Source organism: Chryseobacterium aurantiacum (assembly GCF_003020585.1).
Classification (GTDB): domain Bacteria; phylum Bacteroidota; class Bacteroidia; order Flavobacteriales; family Weeksellaceae; genus Chryseobacterium; species Chryseobacterium aurantiacum.
Map to the genome: position 1 here is coordinate 917111 of NZ_PXUE01000001.1, position 25441 is coordinate 942551.

Genomic DNA, 25441 nt, shown 5'->3' on the forward strand with positions numbered 1-25441 from the left:
TCAATTTGAAAGAGGGTTTTTGTTTTTTTTGAATTAAGAAATAACCAGGTTTTTCAAAATAGCTTCTGATTTCAGTTCTGTTTCTATCCATTCCTTTTCAGGATTGCTTTGTGCGGTAATTCCACCACCTACAAAAATATGCACCGAATCTTTATAAAGTCTTGCACATCGTAGGTTTACAAAATATAGAACGCTTTCTTCAGTTTCAACTTTAATGTAACCGGCATAGAACTCACGCGGAAACTTCTCATATTTCCTGATATTTTCATTACAGAAGTCTTTTGGAATGCCACAAACTGCAGGAGTAGGATGGAGGTCTTTGATAATTCTGTCAAGGTCTTCCGGCTTTATGATTGTTTTAAAATCTGTACGAAGATGCTTAATATTCCCGGAAATATGATCATAGGTTTGGGATTGTTCAATTTGCCCTGAATAATTTTTCAGGATATTCTGAATGTAGGAGGTAACAGGCTTCTGTTCTTCAATTTCTTTTTCAGACCATTCTTCCAAGACAGGAAGGGTCCCTGCCAAAGCCATGGTTTCAAACTCATGGGTTGCTTTATTGAACTTTCCCAATACTTCGGAAAAAGCTCCCATCCATGCATTTTCACCATCATTAAACAGATATCTGAATGCATTGGGGTAGGATTGGCATAGATTATTAAAACTGTCTTTATAATCAATGATATCGAAGTCTTTGAAGATCTTCCTGCGTGAATATACAAGCTTGGGAAGATCATTTTCCTTAATAACATGAATAACCTGTTGTAAAGTATTGCAATATTCTTCCTTGGTTTCAGCAGTGAAGCGGGTGTTGTCATTAATTAATGATTCACTGGTGATCGTAGCAGTATTAAATTCCTCCTGATCAACTTTGATGATGTTTCCATTAAAATTGACCTGTGTAAGGCTGTTGTATGAATAAAAATTGACAGCATTTTTATGGGCTTCTTTATCTACAGAATGCAATGCTTCATCGAAGGGAAGTTTGAAATAAATCATTAGCTATGAATGGATTTTGAAAATCACCGGCCGGAAATGATATAGGAAATTCCGAGGTTGATTTTCCTTTCTGCAAAGGTATTATTAGTCTTAAAGATGTCAAAATTAAAAGCACTGTTTTTTAATGAAACATTGTTTATTTCAGGTAGTATTTTCAAAGAACTTATTATTTACCTTATAAAAATAAGAGGTATGGCTGGTACAAAAAAAGACTCAAAAAAATTGAGCCTTATAATTTTGTATATTATTTTCCTGATTACCTTAGGATGATGTTGTTAGTCATCGTGGTATGGTTAATAAGGGTGCCTTTCTCATCCCTGATTTCAATTTCGGAGACATGCATGGTTTTTCCCTTTCTGATAAAGCGTGCGGTAGCAGTTACCACTCCGTCTTTTTTACTTCTCAAATGGTTGGAGTTAATATTTGTTCCTACTCCATAATATTTGTCACCATCGATGAAGATGTTGGACAGGCTTGAACCTAACGTTTCAGCCAAGACACAACTCGCTCCTCCATGCATAATGCCAAAAGGCTGATGTGTTCTTGGAAGTACCGGCATGGTAGCGGTAAGGGTTTCATTTTCGAGATCAATATCGATGAATTTTATTTCAAGGGTTTTCGCAAGTGTTACGTCCCCCCAGTTATTGATAAATGCTAATATTTCTTCTTTTGTCTGGCCTTTCATTGTATACTGAATAGATGATTAATACGTAATTTCTAGCTTTTGGTTTCTTCTCCGGTTCCCATAATATTAGGGTTCCAGTTGGCAGGGATTTTAGGACCGATATCATTTTTTATATAATATTCCTCAATCTCCTGCATGATCTCTGAAAAAGGAACGGATGCAAGTCTTTCGTAAGGGATGGTGTAACCTAAATAAACAATATTCCTTTTGAAATCTCCTGCTGCCAGTACAATAGGAACTTTTGCTGCGAGGGCCATATGATAGAAACCTTTTCTCCATTTTGGAACCCAGCTTCTTGTTCCTTCAGGGGTGATCACAAGGCTGAAGTCTTCCTTTGCGAATTGATTGGCTACAAAGTTAACCAGGTCATTTTTCTGGCTTCTGTCTATACCAATTCCGCCCAGTCCTCTTACGACACTTCCATACCATGCTTTAGTATGGGCATCTTTAATAATTATTTTTAATGGCTTTTCTAAGGACCAATAGGCAAGGTTTCCTAAAATATATTCCATATTGTGGGTATGTGGTGCTACCACAAGGATGCATCTGTTCAGGTTTTTCGCATCGCCCTGCAGAACGACCTTCCATCCTAATAATTTTAACATCAGTTTGCCTATCAGCTTTTTCATAGATTTAGAATTAAAAACAAAAAAAGTATAACCAATTATTGGTTATACTTTTACAAATATATTGAAATATTATTGCTCTTAAAACAAACCGTTGATTAAATCTACGATTTTCATTACGAATTCCATTGCAAATTGTATCATGATAAGAGTGTGTTTTTGGTTGTTTGGTTATTGAATTTTAACTATACGAAATTAAACTTTTTTTTTCACATAGAGAACTAAATACTAGGTTTTTTCACTTTTTTGAGAGAAGAAGGATGTGAATTTCAAACGGTTGCCATCCATTCACATCTTCTACCACTCTCTAAAGTTAATTATTTAGTTTGTATGGAAATTTCGTTTTTTCCGTCCTTAATTTTGATGTCCACATCCTTATTTATTTTCTTAATATCGGATGCTACGGAATCAATTACTTTCTTAGCCTGGTTATTAGGAACTTTTTTACCATTGATAATGATACTGTCCTTATCATCAGAATTGTATTCTATGCTAGAACCATTTACTGTGATTTTATTTTTTTCGATTCTTACACCGTGGTGGTTTTCGTCGTTGTCCTGATCATCATCATTGATACCGTCTCCATCCAAATCTCCATCGAAATTAATTCTGTCTTTTTTCAAAGGAATTACAACAGCTGTTTGAGGAACTACAAGTTCATAATTTACTCTATAGTCTCTGAATCTGTGATCGTAAGGATACTTGATGTAGTTAGGAAGTATAACTTTATTGTTTACAACTTCTACAGGAACAGTCAGCTGAAGAGGATAGTTATATCCGTTTCCTTCTTTTTTGATGATCAAGTAAGGCGTTTTTACATCCGGTTTTCTTGTTACTTCTACAGAGATATAATCTTCTTCATATACTGAGTTTTTGTCAGAATAGATATCATCATCATAAGCCTTGTAGTTTTGCGGAATGCTTACCTGCTTTATGTCTACATAGATGGTATCAGAGGTTGTATTAATGGCTACATTTTCTGTATCTTCCTTGCTTCCCTTGTAGATCAGGTTTTTCTTCGCCATGCTAAGTCCAAAGTAAGTTCCCAGTCCAATTAGAAGAAGAAATAAACCTCCTATTACCCATCCGATATTTCTAAGTTTGGTTTTCGGAGAGAAGATTTTGATGCTTAATAAGCTGAAAAGAATAGCCGGAATTAAACTTCCAATTACCATAATGGCTGCCAGTACCTTATCCAGACCATTATCATCCATATAAAATCTTATTTGGTTGGCTCCTGGAAAATCAGTATCCATTCCGAAAAGTCCAAACAATACAAATACTCCGATAATGCTTCCTACCGCCATCAATACGAAGAATCCTCCTACGATGTACTTGAATACATTCCAGATACCGCTTCCGGCATTGTTGATGTAAGGTTTGTTTTCTGTGTAGATTTCTCCGACCCTCTGAGTAGATTCATTGGCAAATTGTACCAATTTATTAGACTCATTCTTAAGATTGTCGAAGTTCATAGGCTTTCCCTGCATTTTCAGGAAATCTGCTGCTGTTTCAGCTTTTGGAAGCACGATCCAAAGGATTACATATAGAAGTCCTATTAATGAAGAAGAGATGGCTGCTGTGAAGATTCCTAAGACGAAAATTCCTAGCCAGATGGCTCTCATAGCAGTAATATCCATTCCTACATATTGAGCTAAACCTGCACAAACTCCGGCAATTTTTTGTTTTTCAGGATCACGAAACAATTGTTTTTTGTCTGTGTAACTATTTCCTGTGTTTGTATTTTTAGTTGTATTTTTTTCAGAAAAATAAGCCTCTTCCTGTTCTTCAATTTTCTCAGGGGTTCCGATCTGTGCGATTACTTTTTCTACGTCTGTATCGTTTATCACTTCACGTTTTCCCAGAGAATCTCTGAAAATCTCCACCATTCTTATTTCTATGTCATGCATTACCTCATCTGCTTCAGAAGCATCCAATGAGCTTCTTAGGGCGTTCAGGTAATCGCTGAGCTTTATATATGCGTGTTCTTCTATGGTAAAAGAAAAACCTGCGAGTCCTATTGAGAGTGTCTTGTTCATAGCTTTGTTTTTTAATTTTGTTGGGTGATTTGGTTTACTGAGGTGGTTAGCTCATTCCAGGTATTTAAAAGTTCATCCAGGAAAAGTTTCCCTTTTTCTGTGATTTGATAATATTTTCTGGGTGGTCCCCCTGTAGATTCTTCCCATCTGTAGGAGAGAAACTCTCCATTTTTAAGTCTTGTAAGGAGAGGGTAGAGGGTCCCTTCTACTACATCCAGTTTTCCTTTTTTCAGTTCATCTATAAGATCGGAAACATACATTTCGCGATTATTGATGAGACTTAGAATACAGAATTCCAGAATCCCTTTTCGCATTTGCGCTTTGGTATTTTCAGTATTCATCTTTGATAAGTTTTGTTAATTAGTTATATATTTTTAGAAAAACACCCCTAGCTAGTTGGGCCTATTCTAATTTTACATTACAAAGATATGTAAATAAAATGGTATTATGCAATACAAAGTAGTGAAGTTTTTAAAATAAATAATTTAATCAATTGATAATCAGTTATATAATTTTTAATTCAAATTTTAAGAAAATCATTTTCAATGCAAAATAGTGGATTTTAACCTTAGAATTTGACAGCTTTGGGGAGAGAAATTTAATGAAATAACCTGGGTATTGTTTTTGAATAGGATGAAAATCTTAGTGATTTTGTTGCAGTGAGTATATTGTATAACAGTTGGAATCAATTGATATACAGTGATAGTATATTTACATTGAGATCTCATAGCCCCGATAGGAGCGGTTACCCCACAGCATGCTTGGGATTTGGATTGGAGCGAGGAGTATAAGCGGATAGCGGGAACAGCTCCTAAAAACCGGATGCCTGATTTCATATTCTAACATATAATGCTGTGCGAATTTTGAGGTGGCTCTCAGGATTCGTATTTTTGTTAAGGAGATTTTTACAGAAACAGTTGAATTCACATTTATTATTACCATGAATATTTTAAATTATTGTAAAGGTTTATCTGCCTTTATTTTATTAGGTCCTGTCTGTTACGGGCAATATCAATTTGAGGTAAAAGATGCCTCTAAAAATTATGAAGCGGTTATTCATATTGAAAACTGTGATCAAGACGGATGTAGGGGTAAAGGAACGATAGAATTGTTTGATAATAAAAATGCCAAGGTGCAGACTTTTATTTCTGATAATCTGGTGTTAGGTTTTGAAAATGATCAAAAACCGAAGCCGGGAAAAATGATTCAGCTAAAAAAGGAACAAAGCCCTGTGGTTTTTGATGACTTCAATTTTGACGGAACGGAGGACATAGCGATAAGAAATGGAAATCTTGGTAATTATAGCAGTGCGTCCTATGATGTATATGTGTTCAACAAGACAAGGATGGCCTTTGTAAAGAGTAATGAACTTACAGACATTGCATCCAGTTATTTTGATCTTTTTGAAACAGATCCTGTTCGTAAACGTTTGATTTGCTATGGAAAATCAGGGTGTTGTAATTTTTTCACTACGGAATATAGAGTAATTCCAAATAAGGGACTGGATAAGGTGCTTGAAAAAGAAGAGGATATGAGTGATGAAAAATATGTAAAGGTGATCACACAAGAAAAAATAAATAATAAATGGGTTACCAAAACGAAGGTATATCCAGCAGAAGAATATAATAAATAAAAGTAAGATGAAGATACAGAAAGAGATCGATTTTATCCTGGCAGTGGATGCCCTGAAAAATGTTCAAAGAAGAAACTATAATGCAGATGACTCCCGAAGAGAGAATACGGCAGAACATTCGTGGCAAATCATTATTCTGGCACAAATCCTTTATCCATATGCTAAAAACCGTACAGATGTTGATTTATTGAGGGTAATAAGAATGCTTTCTATTCACGATCTTGTAGAGATTGAAGCAGGGGATACTTTCTTGTTTGATGAGAAGGCAATGGTTGGGAAATTTGAAAGGGAAAAAATTTCTGCTCAAAAGATCTTTGGAATTCTGGATGAGCCTTTACGCACAGAGTTCTTTAATTTATGGCTGGAATTTGAAGAGGAAAATACTCCTGATGCTATTTTTGCTTGTGCAATCGATAGAATCATGCCTTTTATACTGAACTCTTACACTTCAGGAAAAAGCTGGACAGAAGCCGGAGTTACAGAAAAGCAAATTAGAAATATGCTTGAAAATGCTATTACCAGAGCATCGGACGAGATGGGTGAGGCATTTGAACTTTTGTTAAACAGAAGTCTGGAAACTGAAAAAGTAGTAAAATAATAAAAACAGCTCTATATCCGGTCATATTTCTCTGAAAGGATTGGATTGGTTTTATTGCTGTTTTGGATAATTTTCGGGCGGCCAGAGGCCGCCCGAAAATTATTATAGTATTTGAATTGGTTTTTTGAATTCGTCAATTGCTACAAAGGTAAAATCACCCACAATTGCTTTTTCTCTTTCGTAGGAGTACATTTGTTCTGTAAAGATCTCCACACTTACTTTCATACTTGTTTTTCCTACGTGTGAAACTCTTCCGATAAGTTCAACAATAGTTCCGGCAGGAATAGGTTTTTTAAAATCGATCTTGTCGCTGCTTACCGTTACCACTCTCTTTCTTGCAAATCGGGTAGCAGTAATAAAGGCTACTTCATCCATCAGCTGCATGGCAGTACCTCCGAAAAGAGTATCGTAATGATTGGTTGTGTTGGGGAAAACCGCTTTAAAGATTCTGGTTTCGGCTGCTTCAATTCTTTCTTCTGTAGTCATATTTCATTATTAATTAAGGCGAAATGAAATAATATCAAAACAACAGAGTAATGACAGGAATCCAAGAAATTCCTGAAACAATCCATCAGATCAATAAAACTTCAAATCGCGAAAGTTTCTTGTTTAAGAAAAGGCAGGTCTCCTGACTTGTAACATCTTTTATCTCCTTCCCATGCCTCGCACAGTGGATCTTTTGATAAAGATTTCAGTTACTTACAGTTGCGCGACAGTCCGTGATTTTCACACGGTTCCCTTTTAATCTGCGGTTAGGCAGAACCAGTTTCTGTGATGAATAAGCGTTAAACTTTTTCGGTGCAAAAATAATGAATTTATTCCGGATTATGATAAATAATCTGGCTGATCACTCTTCCTTTCTTGATCGTCCAAAGAGTGGTATATCTGTTTTCTCCTGAACCATTGATCATATAAAGGAAAATATTGTCATTGTCCAGAGAAGTAACCCCTATGTTGTTGAAATCCATGGTGGGCTGGAACATATTTTTGATGGCTTCCCTTACAAAAACGGAACCTCTTCCGGGTTGTTGTACTCTGATAGACTTAATTTCCGTCATTCCTTCAGGAAGATCGTTTCCTATTCCCCAAGGCTTTACCTTATCAATGGTAAGAAGCTTTCCTTCCGCATCTTTTTCCTTTTTACGGTAGCCGGCGTTGGACGGATAAATATCGATGACCACTTTGCTTCTTTGAGAAGTAAGAACTTTGGGATCAGAATTATCTGTGAAAATTAATGATTTTCCGTTTTTAGATTTTGATGGAGTGTAGGCTGGAAGCTGATCAATATAAGCAATACGTTCCTTGTTGACCATTCCTTCTTTATCAAGAGTTTCATAGCGTACGAAAGGCTTGTCGTCATCCTGTTTTTCAGGATATTTGATCCAGATCCATTCTGTTTCTCCCGGAGCAGGCTTTACATAAACAAATACATCGCCCTTACGCATACGGATCTTGTCTACAATTTTTCGATAATTATCCTTATGTACACGTACATTGGCATATCCTTCCTCTGCTTTTACAACACCAAAGGGAACTTTATTCTGACCTTTAACGAAAGCTAAAGAAAAAATACTGAAAGCGGATAAGTAGAATGCTTTGTTTACTGAAATCATTATAACAGATTTTTAATTCCCCAAATATATAAATTAAATGTTTTTTGGATTGATAAAATAAAAAGGTATTTACTGAAATTACCAATACCCCCTAAATAATTTATAAAATTCATTATCAGGAATTTGGTACTTATCATTCTCCAGTAACCATTCCAGAGATTCTTTGCTAAGGTTTAGTTTGTCATAAGCTTTAGTTTTCAAATACTTTTTCTGTTCATCAACGATACTGTATATTATTTCTCCTGTTTTATCATTTACCAATATCGTTATCTCTTTTTTCTCCCTGTCTTCTGGATGGGGATATACGAAAATATACCAATAGGAATGAATATCATTAAACGCTCTGCTGATACCTATATTAGGAAAACCATGTGAATCTCCTATAGCCAGCAGATCGTAAAAACTCATTCTGAAATGCGGGTCGTGATCTATTTTCTGTTGTAATGTACCATCTTCAGAATAGGCATACCATATTCCTACGGGATAGCCAGAAGATTTTACTCCGTTTGCAAAATGCCTTATGGTATGGATTGTACCGTTTTTGTAGAAGTCAATTTGGGTTTGATAGGAGTAAGAAAATTGCTGGATATAGGCTGAATTTTCAGTTGTTCTTGTATACTTCTGGATATCTCTTTTGCCTGTCATAATAGAATAGATTACTCCCTCCTTGAATTCATAAGAGATAAATGGAATAGGGGTGTCAGCGTTATCTTTCAACTCTACAATATGTTTATTGGTGTATTGGTCATGGGCTACTTTGTAAAATATTCCATTGACAGGCTGCTTTTGTTTGGCATTGGAAACCAGCGTCTCATAAGTCGGTATAATTAGGGTTTCCTTTGAAATATCATCAGTTTTTAGTGTACTGAATTTTTGTGTCGGATTTTGTATTTCTTGCTGGGCATTCATAAAAGATGAAATACTGAAAATCCCAGTTAAAAATACTGATCGATATATCTTGTACATATTAGAATATTTTTTCATCTACAAATCTTGTATTAAGATTCTGACCTCTGATTAGATGAGTCATAAATAGCTTCTGGATCATTTTTAAGATAATAAGAAAAGACTCCGAAAAATAAAATGATGAGAAGAAATAAAGCTCCACATACATAAAAAGCAGTTCCAAAACCATAGCTAATGGTAACTCCGGCTCCTAATCCCATTCCTATTTTATTATTTCCTAGCCCTTCCATCTTAGATTGGAATGTTAAATAGAAAGTGAGTAAAGATATTAGCCCTACCAAAGAAATAGCAATATGATACACATGTTTTTTTCTGATACTTTTCATTAGCTGTACAATAATTCCTGCAACGGCAACCAAAAATGCAATAATAATAAATGGGTTGGAGGCAATATTTTCGTTATCTTTTTTACCCATCGGAGAATATTCACTATCTGAGTCAGATGATTTTTGATTTACATCACTTTCGAAAGCTGAACCAAAAGGCGAATTCTGTTTTAAACTTTCTTTCATCCGTTCATTCATTGTTTGTTTGGAAACTCCGGTTACAAGGTCTGTTCCTTTGATAGACATTAAAGTGGTATCACCACATTTTATAAGGAAAAAAGGAAAGAAAAAGCAAAGGATGATTACAGTATAACTGGGTATAGGAATAAGGTCTGATAATACTTTTAATGGTTTCATAAATTATTGTTTTTTGCTAAAAATAGGAAAATTATCACGATAATTTATAAAAGAAAAAGAGAGCATCCTCAGACGCTCTCTTCCATTATTGTATTCAATTCATTTTCAGATTTTCAAATTGATTCATTTTCAAACAGATTAAATTCTCTCTAATTCTTCAGAATCAATGGTTGTCTTGAAGGTTCCGTAATTAACGATCACTTTGTTTCTGGAAATTTTTTCAATGGTTCCAACACTGGTACTTCCTGTGATACGGACACGTTGGCCAATTTTCATCCAAACTGCACGATCAGTTTTGCGTTTTTCTTCCAACTTTTCGTTGGTTTCAGTGATTTTCTCAATGACTTCTTCTTTTTTAAGCTGTTGAGTAATTTTTCTCTTCACTACCTGAAGTCGCTTGGTTTCATCTTTATCAGCTCCAATTTTCCTGAACTTTTCCTGTTCTAAAATTTTCACGAAATCCTTTACCACATCCTTTCGTGATTTTCCTTTTACGTAACTGTCGATAAAAGCTTCAATCTTATTTCCAAACTGTAGTTTACGGTGTTCTTCTTCATAAAGCTTCTGGAAATTGAAAAGTTTCTGCTGAAGCTGATCATTCAGTTTTTGGAGATTATCACGCTTATCTTCTACAGATTCTTTTCTTTCGGCAAGATCTGTTTTCAGTTTTTCAACTTCATATTTTTCCTGCTGTAGCTTTACGATGGTTTTATCAAGATTAACAATATCATGCTCTACCTTTTTCTTTGCTGAATGAATGATAAACCTCGGGATTTTATTCTTTTCCGCCACTTCAAAGGTAAATGAACTTCCTGCCTGGCCCACTTCCAGTTTGTACATTGGCTCTAGGGTCTCCTCATTGAAAAGCATAGCTGCATTCTGAGCATTTGGAAGTTGTTCGATAACCAATTTAATGTTGGTGTAATGCGTTGTAATAATCGCGAAACTCTTTTTATCATAGAAAAACTCCATGAAACTTTCAGCTAAGGCACCTCCCAGTTCAGGATCGGATCCCGTTCCAAACTCATCAATCAGTAAAAGAGTATTGGCATCAGCCTCGCGGATGATTCCGGACATTTTCTTTAACCTCGAAGAGTACGTTGATAAATGATTTTCAATAGATTGATTATCACCAATATCGGTCATTATCTTTTCAAAGAAAAACATTTCGGACTTCGGATGTACAGGAACCAAAATACCACTCTGAATCATCAACTGCAATAACCCAACTGTTTTTAACGTGATGGATTTTCCTCCGGCATTAGGTCCGGAAATACAGATAATCCTGTTGTGTTCCGTTAAGGCCAGGGTCTGTGGGTGGATCGTTTTGTTCTCAACCTTATTTCTTAACCATAATAGCGGATGGAATGCATCTTTCAGTTTCAACGTTTTATGACGATTGATTTTCGGAAGAATTCCATTAACCTGTTCTCCAAATTTAGCCTTGGCTCTTGTAAGATCAAGATCAAAGATATAAATCTGATACCTCCAAAGCTGAGGTTGAAATTCTGCCAGTTCTGCTGTAAGATTTCTGAGAACCTTATCGATCTCTTTTTTCTCTTCCTCCTCGTTTTCACGAAGTTTAAAGTAATGCTTTACTACACTGTCTGGTTGGATATAAGTTATGGAACCTGTTTTTGAAATCCCCAGGGTTCTTCCTGCAACTCTTTTCTTAAATCCTGACTTTACTGCTAAAACCCTTTGGTCATCTATAATCGTTTCTCGTATATCATCCAAAAAATCACTCTGTCCATAGGTGGTAAGAGCGCGGTTGAAGTTTTCCTGAATAGCTTTCTTAGCATGCTGGATCTCGGTTCTCAAACCTTTTAAGGTTGGAGAAGCTTCACTTTTTACCTCACCAAAACGGTTAAAAACCTTATCTACCTTATCAATAATCTCTTTTCTGAATTCCAATACAGAAATTTCTTCCAATAAAGTAGGAAATGTTTCCGGCATGGTAGGGAAGAACTTTTGTAATCTTCCGATCTGTTCCGTGATGGATTTTATTTTGATGAAAGCACTGTTTTCCAGGCGGTAATTCTCAATCAGCATCAATTTCAGCTCACTTTCAATATCTTCATATTCATCAAACGGAATCGCATTTGAACTTTCAAAACTGGACAGATATTCTGATGTTTTTTTCAATGAAAGTTCCGCCTCGTCAATTTCCATGGGACGAAGTTGAAGAATTTTTTCTCTTGTTTTCGGAGAATACGCAAATGGGGAAATTTCCGCGAGCAATTGCGGAAACTCTAATTCGTCTAAATCTTCTTTATCTATATACACAATGCAAAGTTAGTGAGAATTTTGATTATTCTGTATATTTGAGTGATTTACAAAATTCATCCATGAAACCACTCCTTCTTCTGCTGTTTTTTCTGTTGATTGATATTCAGTCTCAGATCAAAAAAACGGAACAGGAAAACCCCGCCAACTGAATGCTCAGAAGAAGATGGTAATTTCGGTAATGAATGACCATCCGGAAAAATAGGATACTGATCTTTTTTTCTAAAGAAATAAGAAAGAATGTTAAGAATAGCATCTATATTACAGACAGGAAAAATTTATTAAAACCTTAATAAAGAAGATGAAATGAAACTGGAAACAGAAAGATTGATTTTAAGCGGCATCAATGAAAATCATATAGAAGATATTCTCAAGATCCGAAGTAATCATGTAATTAATCAATACGTAAAAAGAAATTCTCCAAAAACCAATTATGATGCTCTGGAGTTTATTTTACATATTAAAAGAAAAACTCAGGAGAAAGAGATTATTTTCTGGGGGATTTCCTATAAAGGCTATCCCAATCTTATCGGAACAATTTGTCTGTGGAAATTTTCGGAGGATAGAAAAACGGCAGAGGTAGGGTATGAATTATTGCCAGATTATCATCATCAAGGAATCATGACAGAAGCATTAAAAGCTGTTTTGGAATTTGGATTTAATGAATTGAACTTACAGAATGTACTTGCTTTTACGGATAGGCTTAATATTAATTCGCAATTGCTGCTCTTAAAGCATAATTTTGTTTTGGAAGAAAACGAAACAGATGAAAATAATCCTGATAATGTTGTTTTTAGTTTAAAAAATCCATTCTGAGGGATTCTTCCTTGAATCCATCAGGTTTTTTTTTATCTTTATCGCCAGACAGATCAATATTATAGATTATATATGAAAAATGAAATAAAATCCTTGACCGGATTGAGAGGAATTGTAGCATTGTGGGTGACTTTTTTTCATTTTTACATTTATAAAAATAATTTTATTGATAATATCATTGGAAAAGGATATGTGGCAGTAGATATCTTTTTTGTCTTAAGTGCTTTCTTATTGACTATTTCTTATTCTGAGAAGTTTAAAAATCTGGATTTTAAAGGAGTACAAATTTTTTACAAAAAAAGAGTCAATAGGATTTATCCTGTGTATTTTGTGTCAGTTGTATTTATAGCATTGTTTTTAATCGATATTTCTACCACCAAGTTTTTGATCAATGCAGCATTGGTGCAATGTCTTTTTGATCCCGAGTATTTACTCATGTCCGTTTACTGGTCGTTAAGTACAGAGTGGATCTGTTATCTTATATTTCCTTTCATGCTTTATTTCATCATGCGTTATAAAATTCGCAGCGAAATATTGATTGTTGCAAGTCTCCTTTTGAGGTTCATACTTCCGTATCTTCCAGATCACCTATATATTGGCGGTGACATTTCAACCTATGGGGGGATGTCTTCAAAATATCTTGATATTCCTGATGGATTAAACTCTTTAATAAGAACTGTTTCTTCCTACCTTTTAGGAATTGGGATTGTTTCTTTTAAAGGGATTACCATGAAAAGAAACAACTACTTTATTTATGTTTTAGTAATCCTTTTCATAGGGTTGCTCTTTGTAGAAAAAGGTCTGTTCTTAATTCCGCTATTGTCTGCCCTTATCATAAGACATCTTTATTTTGAAAGTGGACAAAATCTTGTCAAGTCATTTTTAGAAACTAAGGCAGTATATCTTTTGGGGAATATTTCCTACTCGCTGTACATTATACATTATATCATAAGAAAGCAGTATTTTACCATTGTGGAGACTATTTTTGTCAATAACCTTTTATTAATATTACTTTCATTGGTGTTATCTTATTTTTCCTATATTTTGATTGAAAGAAAAGTGAAGATATTTAAGGTGTAATTTTTAGTATTATTATTGAAATTATTAGTTTTTACCATTATAACCAAGTCGGCAGGTATTACCCATTTATTATGAAAAATGAAATAAAATCATTAACCGGATTAAGAGGGATTGTAGCATTGTGGGTGACTTTTTTTCATTTTAGTGATTTTAAAATTGATCTGATTCAAACTGTTGTAAAGAAAGGTTATGTTGCCGTAGATATCTTTTTTGTATTAAGTGCATTTTTATTGGCTATTTCTTATGCTGGTAAATTTAAAAGTTTAAACTTCAGTGTAATACAGAGGTTTTATAAGAAAAGGGTAAACAGAATTTATCCCATCTATTTTTTATCTGTTATTTTTATTGCTGTATTTTTAATAGACACTTCAAAGACGAAATTTTTAATTAATGCTGCTTTACTACAGTGTTTTTTTAATCCTAATTATTCATTGGGGACCGTCTATTGGTCGTTAAGTACCGAGTGGATCTGCTATATTATATTTCCGTTTCTGCTTTTCTTTATCGTTCGTTACAAGATACGCAGTGAAATATTAATTGTGTTAGGCCTTGTTTTAAGACTGATCTTTCCATATTTTCCGGATAACCTGTACTTAGGCTCGGAAATGCGAATGCAAATGATTAAATCTCCGGCTTATCTTGACGTTACTTTTGGCCTGAATTCATTAGTTAGAACCATATCCTCTTATTTTCTGGGAATAGGGATTGCTTTTTTACCAGGCATTACATTGCGAAAAAATCTGGTTATTTATATTGCATTGATTTTATCTGTGCTATTGCTGTATACAGAAAAAGGCCTGTTCTTTATCCCGTTATTGTCAGCAATAATGATTAAACAGCTGTATGATGGGGAAAATAGTATTGTTAAAAGATTTTTGGGAAGTAATGCCGTTTATTTTCTTGGAAATATTTCCTACTCACTCTATATTATTCATTATATAGTGTTGATACAGAAATTTGTTTTGGTATCCTCACAGCTGTTGAATAGTTTTATATTAATCGCTTTGTCAATTGTATTATCCTATTTTTCCTATATTCTGATCGAAAGAAAAGTAAAGATATTTAAGGTTTAAACTATGCTTTTATTTTAATATTAATTATTTTTGCAGCATGACCTGGACAGAAATTTTAGCCCCCATAAAAAGCACCGAATACTTCACAACCCTTTGGGAGAAAGTAAAAACTGAATATGCAACTACAAAGGTTTTTCCCCCGAAGAATCAAATTTTCAGAGCGCTAGAGCTAACTTCCTTTGAAGATGTTGAGGTAGTTATCATTGGTCAGGATCCCTATCATAATGATTATCAGGCCAACGGTTTATGTTTCTCTGTTTCTGAACAGGTTACGGCACCACCATCCCTTAAAAATATTTTCATTGAGCTGAAAGAAGATCTTGGAGTTGTAAGAACTTCAAAGGAACTGGATGACTGGGGAAAGCAGGGCGTTCTTCTGTTGAACGCAACACTTACAGTTCGTGCACACACCCCCAATTCTCATAAAGACCTTGGATGGGAGCAATTTACCAATTTTATTATCAAGGAAATTTCCGATAAAAAAGAAAATGTGGTCTTTGTATTATGGGGAGCCTTTGCACAAAAAAAAGCCGAACTTATAGATCCGGCTAAGCATTTTATTCTGAAATCGGCGCATCCGTCACCATTCTCTGTTTATAGAGGTTTTTTTGGAAGCAAGCCATTCTCAAAAATTAATGAATATCTTGTTTCCAAAGGGAAAAAGCCTATTGCGTGGTAGAATCGGAAGTTTTCCCTGTTTTTTTGATGGAAATCCCGATCTTATATTTTCCGTTTAATGCCGTTGTTCCTCCATCTGCCTTAGGATAAGGGTTTACCTCCTGCAGTGTAATCGTATATCCGTTAAAATCGGCTGACTGGCGATAGTTCCTATTTGGGTAATCCATACTGGCAAGATTTAAAACCATAGGTCGGGTAGAGGTTCCCATAACTTCAACCTGAGCAAGAGCCACACCGGCCCAGATACAGTTTACCCCTTCAGGACAGCGGCTGTCCTCAGAGATTCCCTTGAAAGTAACATTCATTTGAAATTCTTTCAGGAATTTGTTTTCACCCTCATTCAAATAAACAATACCGTTCTTTTGATCAGGAGTTGTATTGGTAGTCATTTCAGAAGTTTTTGGAGTTGCCTTGGCTTTCTTTTGGGCATCACATCCTGTTAATGCGAATATTCCCAGACTAAGTATGATAACTTTATGAAACATGATTTCTCTTTTTTTGTTAAATAATATCAAACATATTCAGAAGTACTACCAAAAACATTGCCACACCCACTACAAAGCTGAATCCGGTTCCATAAATAAACCCGATTAATGCTCCTTTGGTAGATTGCAAAGCCTTGTTCATATCCTTGCTGTCATGAAGAAGTTCCCCAATAAATACGCCTGCAAACATTCCGATCAGGAAACCTAAAGGTATCGGAATAAATATTCCAACAATAGTTCCGATTACAGATCCGATGCTTCCCCAGCGCGTGCCTCCATATTTCCTGTTCGTTTTTGCAGGAATTACATAGTTCAGCACTACAGAAGCTAAGGTAAGAATACCAAATGCCCAAATATAGATCATCGGAAGATCAGCATCCGTCCCGAATTTATAGATCAACAATCCGCAGATACTTAGTAATAAGCCGGGAAGAACCGGGAGAAAAGTTCCCAATATTCCTACAAATAATAAAACAAGGCAGAGAATATTAATGATAGTTGTATCCATTTTTTTAAATATAAACGAAGATATGAAAAAAGTAAATTGATAAAAGGTTTAAAATTTGGGATGAAAATTGATAATGAATAGTAAATTCATCATTCTTAATTTTATAAATTTGCTGTAATGAAAAATGAAATACAAGATACCCGAGATTTTTTACAGAATATAAGCGATCAGATCCATTATTTTGTGAGAGATCACGTATATCCTGATCTGGCACTTCCTATTCAGATTATGCTGAAATTTATCTTTCTGGCAGGGATGATCTATATCTTGGATTTTGTTTTTAAATTCATTGTCAATACTATTTTCAAATTCTTTTTTGATAAAGAGAAATTTCCAATTTTAAAGTCAATCTATGATTCAAGAATAACCAATTCTGTAGTTCACTTGGGAGCACTGAACTTTGCGGGATATGCATTGCTTTCTGTCTTCTACAGACATCCGAAAAGCTTTGCATTACTGGAGATCATTGTGGGTGTGGCTACTATTTTTGTGATTGCAGGGTTGCTATTTAGAGCATTAACCGCTTTTAGAAATTACTTTGTGATTAAGCAGGATTATTACAAAATTATGACGCTTAATGCCATCTCGGAAACGGTAAAAATCTTTGGAATCTTTGTCCTTTCCGTAATAGGAATCTGTTTGATCTTTGGGATTAAAGGCGGAACGATTTTAGGAAGTTTAGGAGCAATAACAGCCGTTTTGGTTTTGGTTTTCAGAGATACTATTTTAGGATTTGTTACCGGGCTTCACGTTGCTACATCCAAGAATATGAAAGTAGGTGACTGGATCAGTATCCCCAAATACAGTATTGAAGGAAATATTACGGAAATTAACCTTTTGACTACAAAAATTACCAATTTTGATAAAACTGTTTCTACAATTCCTACCTACGATTTATTGACCACGGAGATCAAAAATCTTCAGGTGATGTCAGAATCCAATACAAGAAGAATCAAAAAATCTATTTATTTCAATATTAACTCCTTTAAATTCCTTACTGATGAAGATATTGAACGATTAAAGGAAATAAACTTAATTGCAGATTACCTGGAAGAAAAAAGGCAGGAGATTAAAAAAGAAAAAGAGAATGTGAGCCACAATGATAAGGATATCAACGGTAGGCAGCTTACCAATATCGGTGTTTTCAGATATTATGCACAGAAATATATAGAAAATGATCCTGATATTGAAAAAAGCGGCGCCAGAATGGTTCGTCAGCTAGAGATTACTCCACAAGGGCTTCCTCTTGAAATATACTGTTTTGCCAATGATTCAAAGTGGGAACATTTTGAGCAAATTCAGGCCGATATTTTTGATCATTTGCTGGTAGCTTCAAAGGAATTTGAGCTTCAGGTAATGCAGGTAAGTGTAAAAGTGTAAAAAAAAATTAGAGATTATAGACTAGCTAAGTCTTAAATCTTACTTAAAAAATAATAAAAGAGTCAGTATTAGAAGTTAATCTTACTATACTATAGGGTAAGTCTGCATCCAAAATCTGACGTCTAATATCTTAAATAAAAAAATGACAAAACTAAGCGTAAACATTAATAAAATTGCGACCTTAAGAAATGCAAGAGGGGGAGAAACACCAAGTGTTACAGAAGCAGCTATAAAGATCCAGGAATTCGGAGGACAGGGAATTACCATTCATCCAAGACCTGACGAAAGGCATATTACAAGAAAAGATGTCTATGATCTGAAGCCATTGGTTACGACTGAGTTCAACATTGAGGGAAATCCACACCAGTCTTTTATTGATATGGTGCTTGATGTAAAGCCTGAGCAGGTAACACTGGTTCCTGATGCAGATGATGCTATCACTTCAAATGCAGGTTGGGATACGAAAAAACACTTGGATTATCTTACCGAAATCATCGCTGAATTTAAAAAAGCAGGAATCCGTACTTCAATTTTTCTTGATCCGATGCCTGAGCTTGTAGAGTATGCAGCGAAGACAGGAGCAGATAGAATTGAACTGTATACCGAAGCTTACGCAAAAGATTATTTGACCAATAAAGAACAAGCTATAAAACCTTATTATGATACAGCGGTTGCTGCTACCGAATTTGGGTTAGGAATCAATGCAGGACATGACCTAAGCTTAGAGAATTTAAAATACTTTGCAGATAATATCCCCAACCTATTGGAAGTATCCATTGGGCATGCTTTAGTTTCTGAGGCTCTTTATATGGGACTTGAAAATACGGTTCAATCTTATTTGAAGAGATTGGCAAAGTGGTAATCAATAATAGAGAAGTTAGAAAATAATGATAAAAGGTTTGGAGAAAAGTAATGCTTTTTTCCACCCTAATAGTATCAGATTGGAAATGAATATTGAAATTTTTACAATCTTTAGATCATCTAACTCCTAATTTCTCACCTCTAATTTCTAAAAAATATGGAAATCTTAAACTCAAAAATATTTGGTGAAGCTTCAACTGCTACACCACTTTTGGTATTCCACGGATTGTTCGGAATGCTTGATAACTGGGGAAGTTTTGGAAAAGACCTTGGAGAATATCTTCCGGTACATTTAATTGATCTTAGGAATCATGGAAGAAGCTTTCATTCAGAGGATATGTCTCATGATGATCTGGCGGATGATATTGCCCGTTATATGGATCATTACGGTATTCAAAAGGCTCATGTTCTGGGACATTCTTTAGGCGGAAAGGCCGTCATGCAGTTTGCCATAAAATACCCCGAAAGAGTTGAAAAGCTCATTGTAGTGGATATTTCTCCAAAAGCTTATCCGCCACACCATCAAGGTATAATAAAGGCGTTAGAGAGTGTCGACTTTAATACGGTGGGTTCCAGAAATGATGTGGAAGCTGTTTTAAATCAATATATTCCTGAAAAATCCACAATACAGTTTTTAACAAAAAACTTATATTGGGATGATAATAAAAAACTAAACTGGAGATTTAACTTTAAAACGTTATCTGAAAAGTATAATGAATTTGTTTCCAATGCTGTGAAATTTGGAATCTTTGACGGAGAAGCCTTATTTATTGCCGGTGAAAAATCCAATTATATTCTTCCGCAGGATGAATATGGGATAAAACAACAGTTTCCAAAAGCTAAAATTGTCACAGTGAAAAATGCAGGACATTGGGTACAAGCTGAAAATCCTATTGATTTTGCTAATGTGGTTAAGCAATTTCTGGAATTGGATTAATTATATACTGTTATTTTTGTTAATATGTTAAAATTTTCTTAAAACGTAAAAATATTTCTCCATAAGTTGAAATTTGTGTATTTTAGATTATCAAAAAAACAAACATATTTACTTATGGAAAACAAAAACTCAAAAAAGAAACCGTTTTTCGCATCATTTCTTGAAAAACAACTTAAGGATCCTGAAACAGTAAAAGGAGGAACAGGTATTATAACAATTCCTGAAAGGGATACTATTACAAAGCCTACAATAGACAATGTAACATCTCCTCAAGCTGATTTGCAGCATACTATGAAATATCCTTCTGATGGTGATGATGATGCAATCTTACTATAAAATGATTATTTTACAGTAACATATTAACAAAATTGTAATAATAGGGAAACTTAAACTTTAAGTTTCCCTTTTTAGTAAAACTGGCAAATGATTCTCTGTATCACCCACTCGCAGGATTTTTATACTATTGATCTTTTCTTTCAATACCTTTCTTCTAAAAATATTCCTTATTTCAGACTGAATTCTGATAAGCTTAACCATCTTCAGAAAATCAGTATCAATGAAAATTCATTTGAAATTACTGATGAATTGGGAAAAACCATTCATTCTGATGACATTAAAGGAGTGTGGCATAGAAAAGCATGGCGGATAAGTGTTCCTGAAGAACTGGATCAGAACTATGAAAAGATCTTTCAGAATGAATATGGAAGCCTCCGCTATAATCTGATCACTACTCTTGAAAATATTCCGTGGATTAACCCTTTTGAAAAGGAAAAGAAAATTGATGGAAACAAAATGCTTCAGCTGAAAATTGCTGAAAGAAATCACCTTACCATTCCCAAAACTGTTTTTTCTAATAATGAAGAGAAAATAACGACATTCTTTCATCAGTATTGCTCAGGAAAAGCAATTGCAAAGCTCCACGGAGTACAATCAAAAACCATGAGTGGTGAAAACTTAATTTCTACTATGATTATTGAGGAAGAAACCCTGGAACATCTTTCTGATATTGCCTATTGCCCAATGATTTTCCAACCTTACATTGATAAAGAATATGAATTGAGAATCATGTATGTAGATGGAGAATTTTTCACAGGTAAGATTAATAACAGTACCAATGCAGACTGGAGAGTAAGTGATGAAAACTACTTTTGGTCAGCTTATGAGCTGCCTGAAAATATCAAAATAAATTTGACCTCCATGATGAAAGAAATGGGGCTTTATATGGGTGCCATTGATGTGATTAAAGGAAAGGACGGAGAATATTATTTTCTTGAAGTCAATCCGCAGGGAGAATGGGGAATGCTGCAAAAGGAACTGGGTTTTCCCATAGCAGAAAGAATTGCCGACAACCTTATCAAAAGAATTAATTTCCATGAATAAAATTTTAATTATAACACATACCGCAGATAATTTTTCAATTGAAAAAGTAACAGAATATATTGCAGATAACCACTGTGAAGTCATTCGTTTTGATGTTGATTTGTATCCTTTAGAAAATAAATTGTCTACCATTTTTCAGGATGGAGAATGGGTGAGTATTCTTGAAACACCATCTGCAAAGTATCGTCTGGATGATATTTCAGCAGTATGGTACCGAAGAGCCTACAATATTGGAAAAGGCCTCAAAGAAGAAATGGAGCCTAAATTTTTCGGGGCAGCAATGGGAGAGATTCGTAATACGTTATTTGGGTTTCTAGAGTCTATTGATGCTTATTCACTAGGTAAACCGAGTGTTTACAGGAGATTGGATAGCAAGGAGGAGCAGTTGAAATTAGCTCATAAAATAGGTCTCTTGGTTCCGGAAACCTGTCTTACAAACAACCCGGAAGAGGCCAGGAAGTTTATTCTTAAACATCAGAATGTTGTTGCTAAGATGCAGACTGGTTTTGCCATTTACGAAGATGGAGTAGAGAATGTGGTTTTTACCAATGTAGTAAAAGAAGATAAGCTTGAAGAACTGGATTCCCTTTTATATTGTCCGATGCAGTTTCAGGAGATGATCGAAAAGAAAAAAGAACTTAGGGTTACCATTGTAGGAAGAGATGTCTACGCTTTTGAGGTGGATTCACAGCAATTTGAAGATGCAAAGGTTGATTGGAGGAAGGATGGCGTCAATTTACTAGATAAATGGACAAGAACAGAACTTCCGAAGGATATTGAAGAAAAACTGCTGGAGCTTTTGGATATTTATAATGTAGATTATGGTGCAATAGATATTATTGTTTCCCCTGATGATCAATATTACTTTATTGAAATCAATGCCGCAGGAGAGTTTTTCTGGCTGGATAATCTTACGGAGGGAAATCTGATCTCCCGAAGTATTGCAGATGTTCTTTGTGATAAGGCGCCAAGAAGGAATAATGTAGTTTTGGCTTAAATAATAAAGTATTTTTTTAAATCATAAGAAGTCCCGGAAGTTTATCATTGAATGCTTTCGGGACTTCATTTTTTTATCATCCTTGAAGTTTAAACCATTTTAAGCTTCATATTTCTTGTTTTCAGAGTGATAATATTGGTTAAATAAAGTTGAATTTTGCTTTAAAAATCGCAAATTTGCAAAAGCAGTTTTTCAAAGGAACTTTTGCAGGAACCTGAAGAATTGTCGGATAGAAAATATTGTCATATTTTAGTCAGCAATCAAGTAAAATAATTAATGGTTTTTGTAACGGGTGCAACCGGAATTCTGGGAAGAATAATCGTGCTGGAACTTCTAAAAAGAGGTGAAAATGTACGTGCTTCCAAGAGACCAGGCAGCAATTTAAACGAAGTAAGGCATTCATACAGCTTTTATACAGAGAATCCCGATGATTTTTTCAATAAAATTGAATGGGTAAATGTCGATTTTGATGATATTGACTCTTTAAAAGATGCTCTGAAAGGGGTGAATGAAGTCTATCACTGTGCCGCAAAGGTAAGTTTTCATCCCAAAGATGAAAAAGAAATGTACCATACCAATATTAAAGGTACAGAAAATCTGTTGTTTGCCTGTGAAGGTTCCGAAGTTAAAAAATTTCTGCACGTAAGTTCTGTTGCTGTGCTGGATAACTTTAATGAAAAGGGAGAATTGGATGAAGATTCTGAGTTTAATCCCAAGCTGGAGCATTCTGCCTATGCCATATCCAAGCATTTATCCGAAATGGAAGCATGGAGAGCATCTGCAGAAGGACTGAATGTTGTTATCATCAATCCGGGAATGATCGTAGGAAGCGGAAACTGGAACCAAAGTAGTGGGGAGCTCTTCTCAACATTTGAAGACAATAGTTTTACCTTTGCCGGCGGTTCTGCTTATGTAGATGTAAGAGATGTTGCAAAAACAGCGATTCAATTGATGGAAAATAACATTTTTGGAGAACGATTTATCATTGTTGCTGAAAATAATAAATATGCAGATCTGGCAAAACAGATCAGAACCCGATTAGGTCTTAAAGAGGCAAGAATCCTTACAAGATCCCAACTGAATATCGGAAAATATGCCAACACATTATTGGGATGGCTGATTCCAAAACTGAGAATGGCTACAGAATCAAATATTGAGGCTATATCATCATTCAACACCATTTCCAACCACAAAGTAAGGGAAAAACTGAACTATGAGTTTATTCCTGTAAAAGAAAGTATAGACTTTCACCTGAACAATTATATTAACGACAAAAAGCTGAAGAAATGAATCTTGCAGAGGCAATTATCCTTAAAAATGTAGAAAAGCATCCTATAAAAGCGGCAATAGGCTTTAAAAAGAAAGATGAAGCCTGGAAAGAGCTAAGCTGGAAAAGATTCGGTGAAATTATCTTTAAAATGGCTAATGCATTGAAAGAGGCAGGTGTTCAGGAAAATGATAAAGTCGCTATTTATTCAGATAATTCCTCAGAATGGATGATTGTTGATTTGGCTGCAATGGCCATTGGAGCGGTTACTGTGCCTATTTATTCTACCAATAATGCTGAGCAGGCGGAATATATCATCAATGATTCAGGAGCTAAAGCCATTCTGGTAGGAAACCAGATGCAGTATGATGCCTGTCTGGATATTTTACATAAAGAAGAGAATAATCTTGAAACCATTATTGTTTCCAAAAAAGCAGTGTGGATCAAGAAAGAATTCAATAGCTTCTATCTTGAGGATTTTATTGCAAAAGCATCTTCAGAGTTAGAGATCTGTAAAAAAGAAAATGACGACACGGCAACGCTAATCTATACTTCCGGAACAACGGGAACCCCAAAAGGAGTGATGCTTACTCATGGGAATTTTATTAAGGCATTCGACTCTCACTTTGAATTTTTTAAATTTAAAAACTTTGAAGAAGAGCTTTCATTGGCCTTTTTACCACTAAGCCACGTCTTTGAAAGAAGCTGGAGCTTACTTTGCTTATACGGAGGGGCGAGGGTATATTTCCTTGAAGATCCGAAAAATATAGCAAAAGCATTGGAGGAAGTAAAACCTACCACCATGTGTGCGGTACCAAGATTTTTCCAGAAAGTATATGCCGGAGTTCTTGAAAAGGCAGAAGAAGGTTCATCATTAAAGAAAAAAATCTTTGATTGGGCCTTAAAAACAGGATGGGAAACTGCAGAATTAAGAAGAAATGAAAGATCAATTCCTTTTGGATTAAAATTAAAGGAATCTGTTGCAGATATGCTGGTCTTTAGTAAGATTAAAGATAAAATGGGAGGCAGGCTATGGTTTTTACCATGTGGAGGAGCTTCTTTATCCCCTGAAGTAACCCGATTCTTTGAATCAGTAGGCATCCACGTGACTGTGGGGTATGGATTAACTGAAACAACGGCTACTTTAACTCTTTTCCCTTTGACGCACTTTGAACATGCTACCAGCGGAAAACCATTACCGGGTGTAGAAATTCGTATTGGTGAAAGTGACGAGATCCAGGCAAAAGGAAACGGAATCATGAAAGGGTACTACAACAGACCTGAAGAAACCCAAAAAGTGTTTACAGAAGACGGATGGTTTAAAACCGGAGATGCAGGTAAGTTTGATGAGAAAGGTAACCTGATCATTACAGACAGAATTAAAGATCTGATGAAGACTTCCAATGGAAAATATATCGCTCCGCAACAAATCGAAAATCTTCTGACCAATAATAATTTTATCCAACAGATCATGCTGGTGGCTGAAGGAAGACAGTTTGTTTCAGCGCTAATCGTTCCTAACTTTGAATTTCTACAGGACTATATCAAAAAGAACAATATTCCTTTCACCAATTGGGAGGATGCTGTGAAAAATGATAAGATAGTAAGCCTTTATAAAGAAAAAGTTAAGGAATTACAAAGCCATCTTGCCGACTATGAGAAGGTAAAGAAATTTACCTTAATGCCGGCAGAATTTGATATCAATACGGGAGAAATTACTCCTACATTGAAAGTGAAAAGAAATGTGGTTCTTAAAAAATATGCAGATATTATAGAGAAAATGTATTAAAAAGAGATGAAGAAAATCTCTATTTAATCTCCAGTTTTTATCTGTATTATCACTTAAAT

The 25441-nt window shown here is 35.0% G+C and carries 26 protein-coding genes and 1 riboswitch; of the genes, 14 read left to right on the forward strand and 12 right to left on the reverse strand.

Annotated elements, in window-relative coordinates; translation table 11 throughout:
• Positions 1–33: 33 nt before the first annotated feature.
• The 5 genes from C7D53_RS04140 to C7D53_RS04160 all read right to left on the reverse strand — a co-directional run bounded on the left by C7D53_RS04140 (position 34) and on the right by C7D53_RS04160 (position 4693).
• A complete protein-coding gene (locus C7D53_RS04140; RefSeq protein WP_106915104.1) occupies positions 34–1002 on the reverse strand; it encodes a chorismate-binding protein in 969 nt (322 codons plus the stop codon).
• A 256-nt stretch (positions 1003–1258) separates the two neighbouring features.
• Entirely contained in the window at positions 1259–1687 is a 429-nt protein-coding gene (locus C7D53_RS04145) for a PaaI family thioesterase (RefSeq protein WP_106915105.1), read from the reverse strand.
• A 32-nt stretch (positions 1688–1719) separates the two neighbouring features.
• Positions 1720–2316 carry a 1-acyl-sn-glycerol-3-phosphate acyltransferase gene (locus C7D53_RS04150; RefSeq protein ID WP_106915106.1) on the reverse strand — a complete coding sequence of 199 codons (597 nt, stop codon included), beginning with the start codon at positions 2314–2316 and terminating at the stop codon, positions 1720–1722.
• 314 nt (positions 2317–2630) lie between these two features.
• Positions 2631–4352, reverse strand: a complete 1722-nt coding sequence (locus C7D53_RS04155; RefSeq protein ID WP_106915107.1) for a PspC domain-containing protein — start codon at positions 4350–4352, stop codon at positions 2631–2633.
• Between the two features lie 11 nt (positions 4353–4363).
• A complete protein-coding gene (locus tag C7D53_RS04160) occupies positions 4364–4693 on the reverse strand; it encodes a PadR family transcriptional regulator (protein WP_106915108.1) in 330 nt (109 codons plus the stop codon).
• 599 nt (positions 4694–5292) lie between these two features.
• On the opposite strand from C7D53_RS04160, the gene C7D53_RS04165 reads away from it, so the two are divergent.
• Positions 5293–5985, forward strand: a complete 693-nt coding sequence (locus C7D53_RS04165) for an XAC2610-related protein (protein ID WP_162926075.1) — start codon at positions 5293–5295, stop codon at positions 5983–5985.
• A gap of 7 nt (positions 5986–5992) precedes the next feature.
• A complete protein-coding gene (locus tag C7D53_RS04170) occupies positions 5993–6583 on the forward strand; it encodes an HD domain-containing protein (protein WP_106915110.1) in 591 nt (196 codons plus the stop codon).
• 102 nt (positions 6584–6685) lie between these two features.
• On the opposite strand, the gene C7D53_RS04175 is transcribed toward C7D53_RS04170, so the two are convergent.
• The 5 genes from C7D53_RS04175 to C7D53_RS04195 form a co-directional block, all read right to left on the reverse strand.
• The gene (locus tag C7D53_RS04175) at positions 6686–7069 is read right to left on the reverse strand and encodes an acyl-CoA thioesterase (protein ID WP_076352366.1); all 384 of its coding nucleotides are present in this window, start codon (positions 7067–7069) and stop codon (positions 6686–6688) included.
• A 115-nt stretch (positions 7070–7184) separates the two neighbouring features.
• A riboswitch (cobalamin riboswitch) is annotated at positions 7185–7365 on the reverse strand.
• A 33-nt stretch (positions 7366–7398) separates the two neighbouring features.
• A complete protein-coding gene (locus tag C7D53_RS04180) occupies positions 7399–8196 on the reverse strand; it encodes a hypothetical protein (protein ID WP_228422170.1) in 798 nt (265 codons plus the stop codon).
• A 78-nt stretch (positions 8197–8274) separates the two neighbouring features.
• Positions 8275–9162: a hypothetical protein gene (locus C7D53_RS04185; RefSeq protein ID WP_162926076.1), complete on the reverse strand. Its 888-nt coding sequence runs from the start codon at positions 9160–9162 to the stop codon at positions 8275–8277.
• Positions 9163–9194: 32 nt separating this feature from the next.
• The gene (locus C7D53_RS04190) at positions 9195–9845 is read right to left on the reverse strand and encodes a hypothetical protein (protein WP_106915113.1); all 651 of its coding nucleotides are present in this window, start codon (positions 9843–9845) and stop codon (positions 9195–9197) included.
• Between the two features lie 138 nt (positions 9846–9983).
• Entirely contained in the window at positions 9984–12131 is a 2148-nt protein-coding gene (locus C7D53_RS04195) for an endonuclease MutS2 (RefSeq protein WP_106915114.1), read from the reverse strand.
• Positions 12132–12437: 306 nt separating this feature from the next.
• Here C7D53_RS04195 and C7D53_RS04200 point away from each other — a divergent pair, with 306 nt between their 5' ends.
• The 4 genes from C7D53_RS04200 (at position 12438) to C7D53_RS04215 (ending at position 15779) form a co-directional block, all read left to right on the forward strand.
• On the forward strand, positions 12438–12947 hold the full coding sequence (locus C7D53_RS04200; protein WP_106915115.1) for a GNAT family N-acetyltransferase: 510 nt from the start codon (positions 12438–12440) through the stop codon (positions 12945–12947).
• A 72-nt stretch (positions 12948–13019) separates the two neighbouring features.
• On the forward strand, positions 13020–14027 hold the full coding sequence (locus tag C7D53_RS04205) for an acyltransferase family protein (protein ID WP_106915116.1): 1008 nt from the start codon (positions 13020–13022) through the stop codon (positions 14025–14027).
• A 71-nt stretch (positions 14028–14098) separates the two neighbouring features.
• Positions 14099–15100, forward strand: a complete 1002-nt coding sequence (locus tag C7D53_RS04210) for an acyltransferase family protein (RefSeq protein ID WP_106915117.1) — start codon at positions 14099–14101, stop codon at positions 15098–15100.
• 37 nt (positions 15101–15137) lie between these two features.
• On the forward strand, positions 15138–15779 hold the full coding sequence (locus tag C7D53_RS04215) for a uracil-DNA glycosylase (RefSeq protein WP_106915118.1): 642 nt from the start codon (positions 15138–15140) through the stop codon (positions 15777–15779).
• Here C7D53_RS04215 and C7D53_RS04220 read toward each other — a convergent pair.
• Both C7D53_RS04220 and C7D53_RS04225 read right to left on the reverse strand, forming a co-directional pair.
• Positions 15766–16263: a hypothetical protein gene (locus C7D53_RS04220; RefSeq protein WP_106915567.1), complete on the reverse strand. Its 498-nt coding sequence runs from the start codon at positions 16261–16263 to the stop codon at positions 15766–15768. The two genes, C7D53_RS04215 and C7D53_RS04220, sit on opposite strands and share 14 nt — an antisense overlap.
• 16 nt (positions 16264–16279) lie before the next feature.
• The gene (locus tag C7D53_RS04225; protein WP_106915119.1) at positions 16280–16771 is read right to left on the reverse strand and encodes a DUF456 domain-containing protein; all 492 of its coding nucleotides are present in this window, start codon (positions 16769–16771) and stop codon (positions 16280–16282) included.
• Positions 16772–16888: 117 nt separating this feature from the next.
• Here C7D53_RS04225 and C7D53_RS04230 point away from each other — a divergent pair, with 117 nt between their 5' ends.
• From C7D53_RS04230 to C7D53_RS04265, 8 genes are all read left to right on the forward strand, one after another.
• Positions 16889–18151, forward strand: a complete 1263-nt coding sequence (locus tag C7D53_RS04230) for a mechanosensitive ion channel family protein (protein WP_106915120.1) — start codon at positions 16889–16891, stop codon at positions 18149–18151.
• Between the two features lie 142 nt (positions 18152–18293).
• Positions 18294–19013 (forward strand): pyridoxine 5'-phosphate synthase, encoded by a 720-nt coding sequence (locus tag C7D53_RS04235; protein ID WP_076352357.1) that lies wholly within the window; start codon positions 18294–18296, stop codon positions 19011–19013.
• A 156-nt stretch (positions 19014–19169) separates the two neighbouring features.
• On the forward strand, positions 19170–19949 hold the full coding sequence (locus tag C7D53_RS04240) for an alpha/beta fold hydrolase (RefSeq protein ID WP_106915121.1): 780 nt from the start codon (positions 19170–19172) through the stop codon (positions 19947–19949).
• Between the two features lie 114 nt (positions 19950–20063).
• Positions 20064–20285: a microviridin/marinostatin family tricyclic proteinase inhibitor gene (locus tag C7D53_RS04245; RefSeq protein WP_106915122.1), complete on the forward strand. Its 222-nt coding sequence runs from the start codon at positions 20064–20066 to the stop codon at positions 20283–20285.
• Between the two features lie 87 nt (positions 20286–20372).
• Positions 20373–21329 (forward strand): MvdC/MvdD family ATP grasp protein, encoded by a 957-nt coding sequence (locus C7D53_RS04250; protein WP_106915123.1) that lies wholly within the window; start codon positions 20373–20375, stop codon positions 21327–21329.
• A complete protein-coding gene (locus C7D53_RS04255) occupies positions 21322–22326 on the forward strand; it encodes an MvdD family ATP-grasp ribosomal peptide maturase (protein WP_106915124.1) in 1005 nt (334 codons plus the stop codon). The genes C7D53_RS04250 and C7D53_RS04255 overlap by 8 nt, the downstream gene beginning before the upstream one ends.
• Positions 22327–22602: 276 nt before the next feature.
• Complete coding sequence (locus C7D53_RS04260; protein ID WP_106915125.1) at positions 22603–23616, forward strand: NAD-dependent epimerase/dehydratase family protein; 1014 nt, start codon at positions 22603–22605, stop codon at positions 23614–23616.
• Positions 23613–25382 (forward strand): AMP-dependent synthetase/ligase, encoded by a 1770-nt coding sequence (locus C7D53_RS04265; RefSeq protein WP_106915126.1) that lies wholly within the window; start codon positions 23613–23615, stop codon positions 25380–25382. Before C7D53_RS04260 ends, C7D53_RS04265 begins: the two co-directional genes overlap by 4 nt.
• Positions 25383–25441 lie beyond the last annotated feature (59 nt).

Coding starts and splice junctions, on each gene's coding strand:
- C7D53_RS04140 (WP_106915104.1), bottom strand. CDS start 1,002: ATGATTTATTTCAAACTTCCCTTCGATGAAGCATTGCATTCTGTAGAT.
- C7D53_RS04145 (WP_106915105.1), bottom strand. CDS start 1,687: ATGAAAGGCCAGACAAAAGAAGAAATATTAGCATTTATCAATAACTGG.
- C7D53_RS04150 (WP_106915106.1), bottom strand. CDS start 2,316: ATGAAAAAGCTGATAGGCAAACTGATGTTAAAATTATTAGGATGGAAG.
- C7D53_RS04155 (WP_106915107.1), bottom strand. CDS start 4,352: ATGAACAAGACACTCTCAATAGGACTCGCAGGTTTTTCTTTTACCATA.
- C7D53_RS04160 (WP_106915108.1), bottom strand. CDS start 4,693: ATGAATACTGAAAATACCAAAGCGCAAATGCGAAAAGGGATTCTGGAA.
- C7D53_RS04165 (WP_162926075.1), top strand. CDS start 5,293: ATGAATATTTTAAATTATTGTAAAGGTTTATCTGCCTTTATTTTATTA.
- C7D53_RS04170 (WP_106915110.1), top strand. CDS start 5,993: ATGAAGATACAGAAAGAGATCGATTTTATCCTGGCAGTGGATGCCCTG.
- C7D53_RS04175 (WP_076352366.1), bottom strand. CDS start 7,069: ATGACTACAGAAGAAAGAATTGAAGCAGCCGAAACCAGAATCTTTAAA.
- C7D53_RS04180 (WP_228422170.1), bottom strand. CDS start 8,196: ATGATTTCAGTAAACAAAGCATTCTACTTATCCGCTTTCAGTATTTTT.
- C7D53_RS04185 (WP_162926076.1), bottom strand. CDS start 9,162: ATGTACAAGATATATCGATCAGTATTTTTAACTGGGATTTTCAGTATT.
- C7D53_RS04190 (WP_106915113.1), bottom strand. CDS start 9,845: ATGAAACCATTAAAAGTATTATCAGACCTTATTCCTATACCCAGTTAT.
- C7D53_RS04200 (WP_106915115.1), top strand. CDS start 12,438: ATGAAACTGGAAACAGAAAGATTGATTTTAAGCGGCATCAATGAAAAT.
- C7D53_RS04205 (WP_106915116.1), top strand. CDS start 13,020: ATGAAAAATGAAATAAAATCCTTGACCGGATTGAGAGGAATTGTAGCA.
- C7D53_RS04210 (WP_106915117.1), top strand. CDS start 14,099: ATGAAAAATGAAATAAAATCATTAACCGGATTAAGAGGGATTGTAGCA.
- C7D53_RS04215 (WP_106915118.1), top strand. CDS start 15,138: ATGACCTGGACAGAAATTTTAGCCCCCATAAAAAGCACCGAATACTTC.
- C7D53_RS04220 (WP_106915567.1), bottom strand. CDS start 16,263: ATGTTTCATAAAGTTATCATACTTAGTCTGGGAATATTCGCATTAACA.
- C7D53_RS04225 (WP_106915119.1), bottom strand. CDS start 16,771: ATGGATACAACTATCATTAATATTCTCTGCCTTGTTTTATTATTTGTA.
- C7D53_RS04230 (WP_106915120.1), top strand. CDS start 16,889: ATGAAAAATGAAATACAAGATACCCGAGATTTTTTACAGAATATAAGC.
- C7D53_RS04235 (WP_076352357.1), top strand. CDS start 18,294: ATGACAAAACTAAGCGTAAACATTAATAAAATTGCGACCTTAAGAAAT.
- C7D53_RS04240 (WP_106915121.1), top strand. CDS start 19,170: ATGGAAATCTTAAACTCAAAAATATTTGGTGAAGCTTCAACTGCTACA.
- C7D53_RS04245 (WP_106915122.1), top strand. CDS start 20,064: ATGGAAAACAAAAACTCAAAAAAGAAACCGTTTTTCGCATCATTTCTT.
- C7D53_RS04250 (WP_106915123.1), top strand. CDS start 20,373: ATGATTCTCTGTATCACCCACTCGCAGGATTTTTATACTATTGATCTT.
- C7D53_RS04255 (WP_106915124.1), top strand. CDS start 21,322: ATGAATAAAATTTTAATTATAACACATACCGCAGATAATTTTTCAATT.
- C7D53_RS04260 (WP_106915125.1), top strand. CDS start 22,603: ATGGTTTTTGTAACGGGTGCAACCGGAATTCTGGGAAGAATAATCGTG.
- C7D53_RS04265 (WP_106915126.1), top strand. CDS start 23,613: ATGAATCTTGCAGAGGCAATTATCCTTAAAAATGTAGAAAAGCATCCT.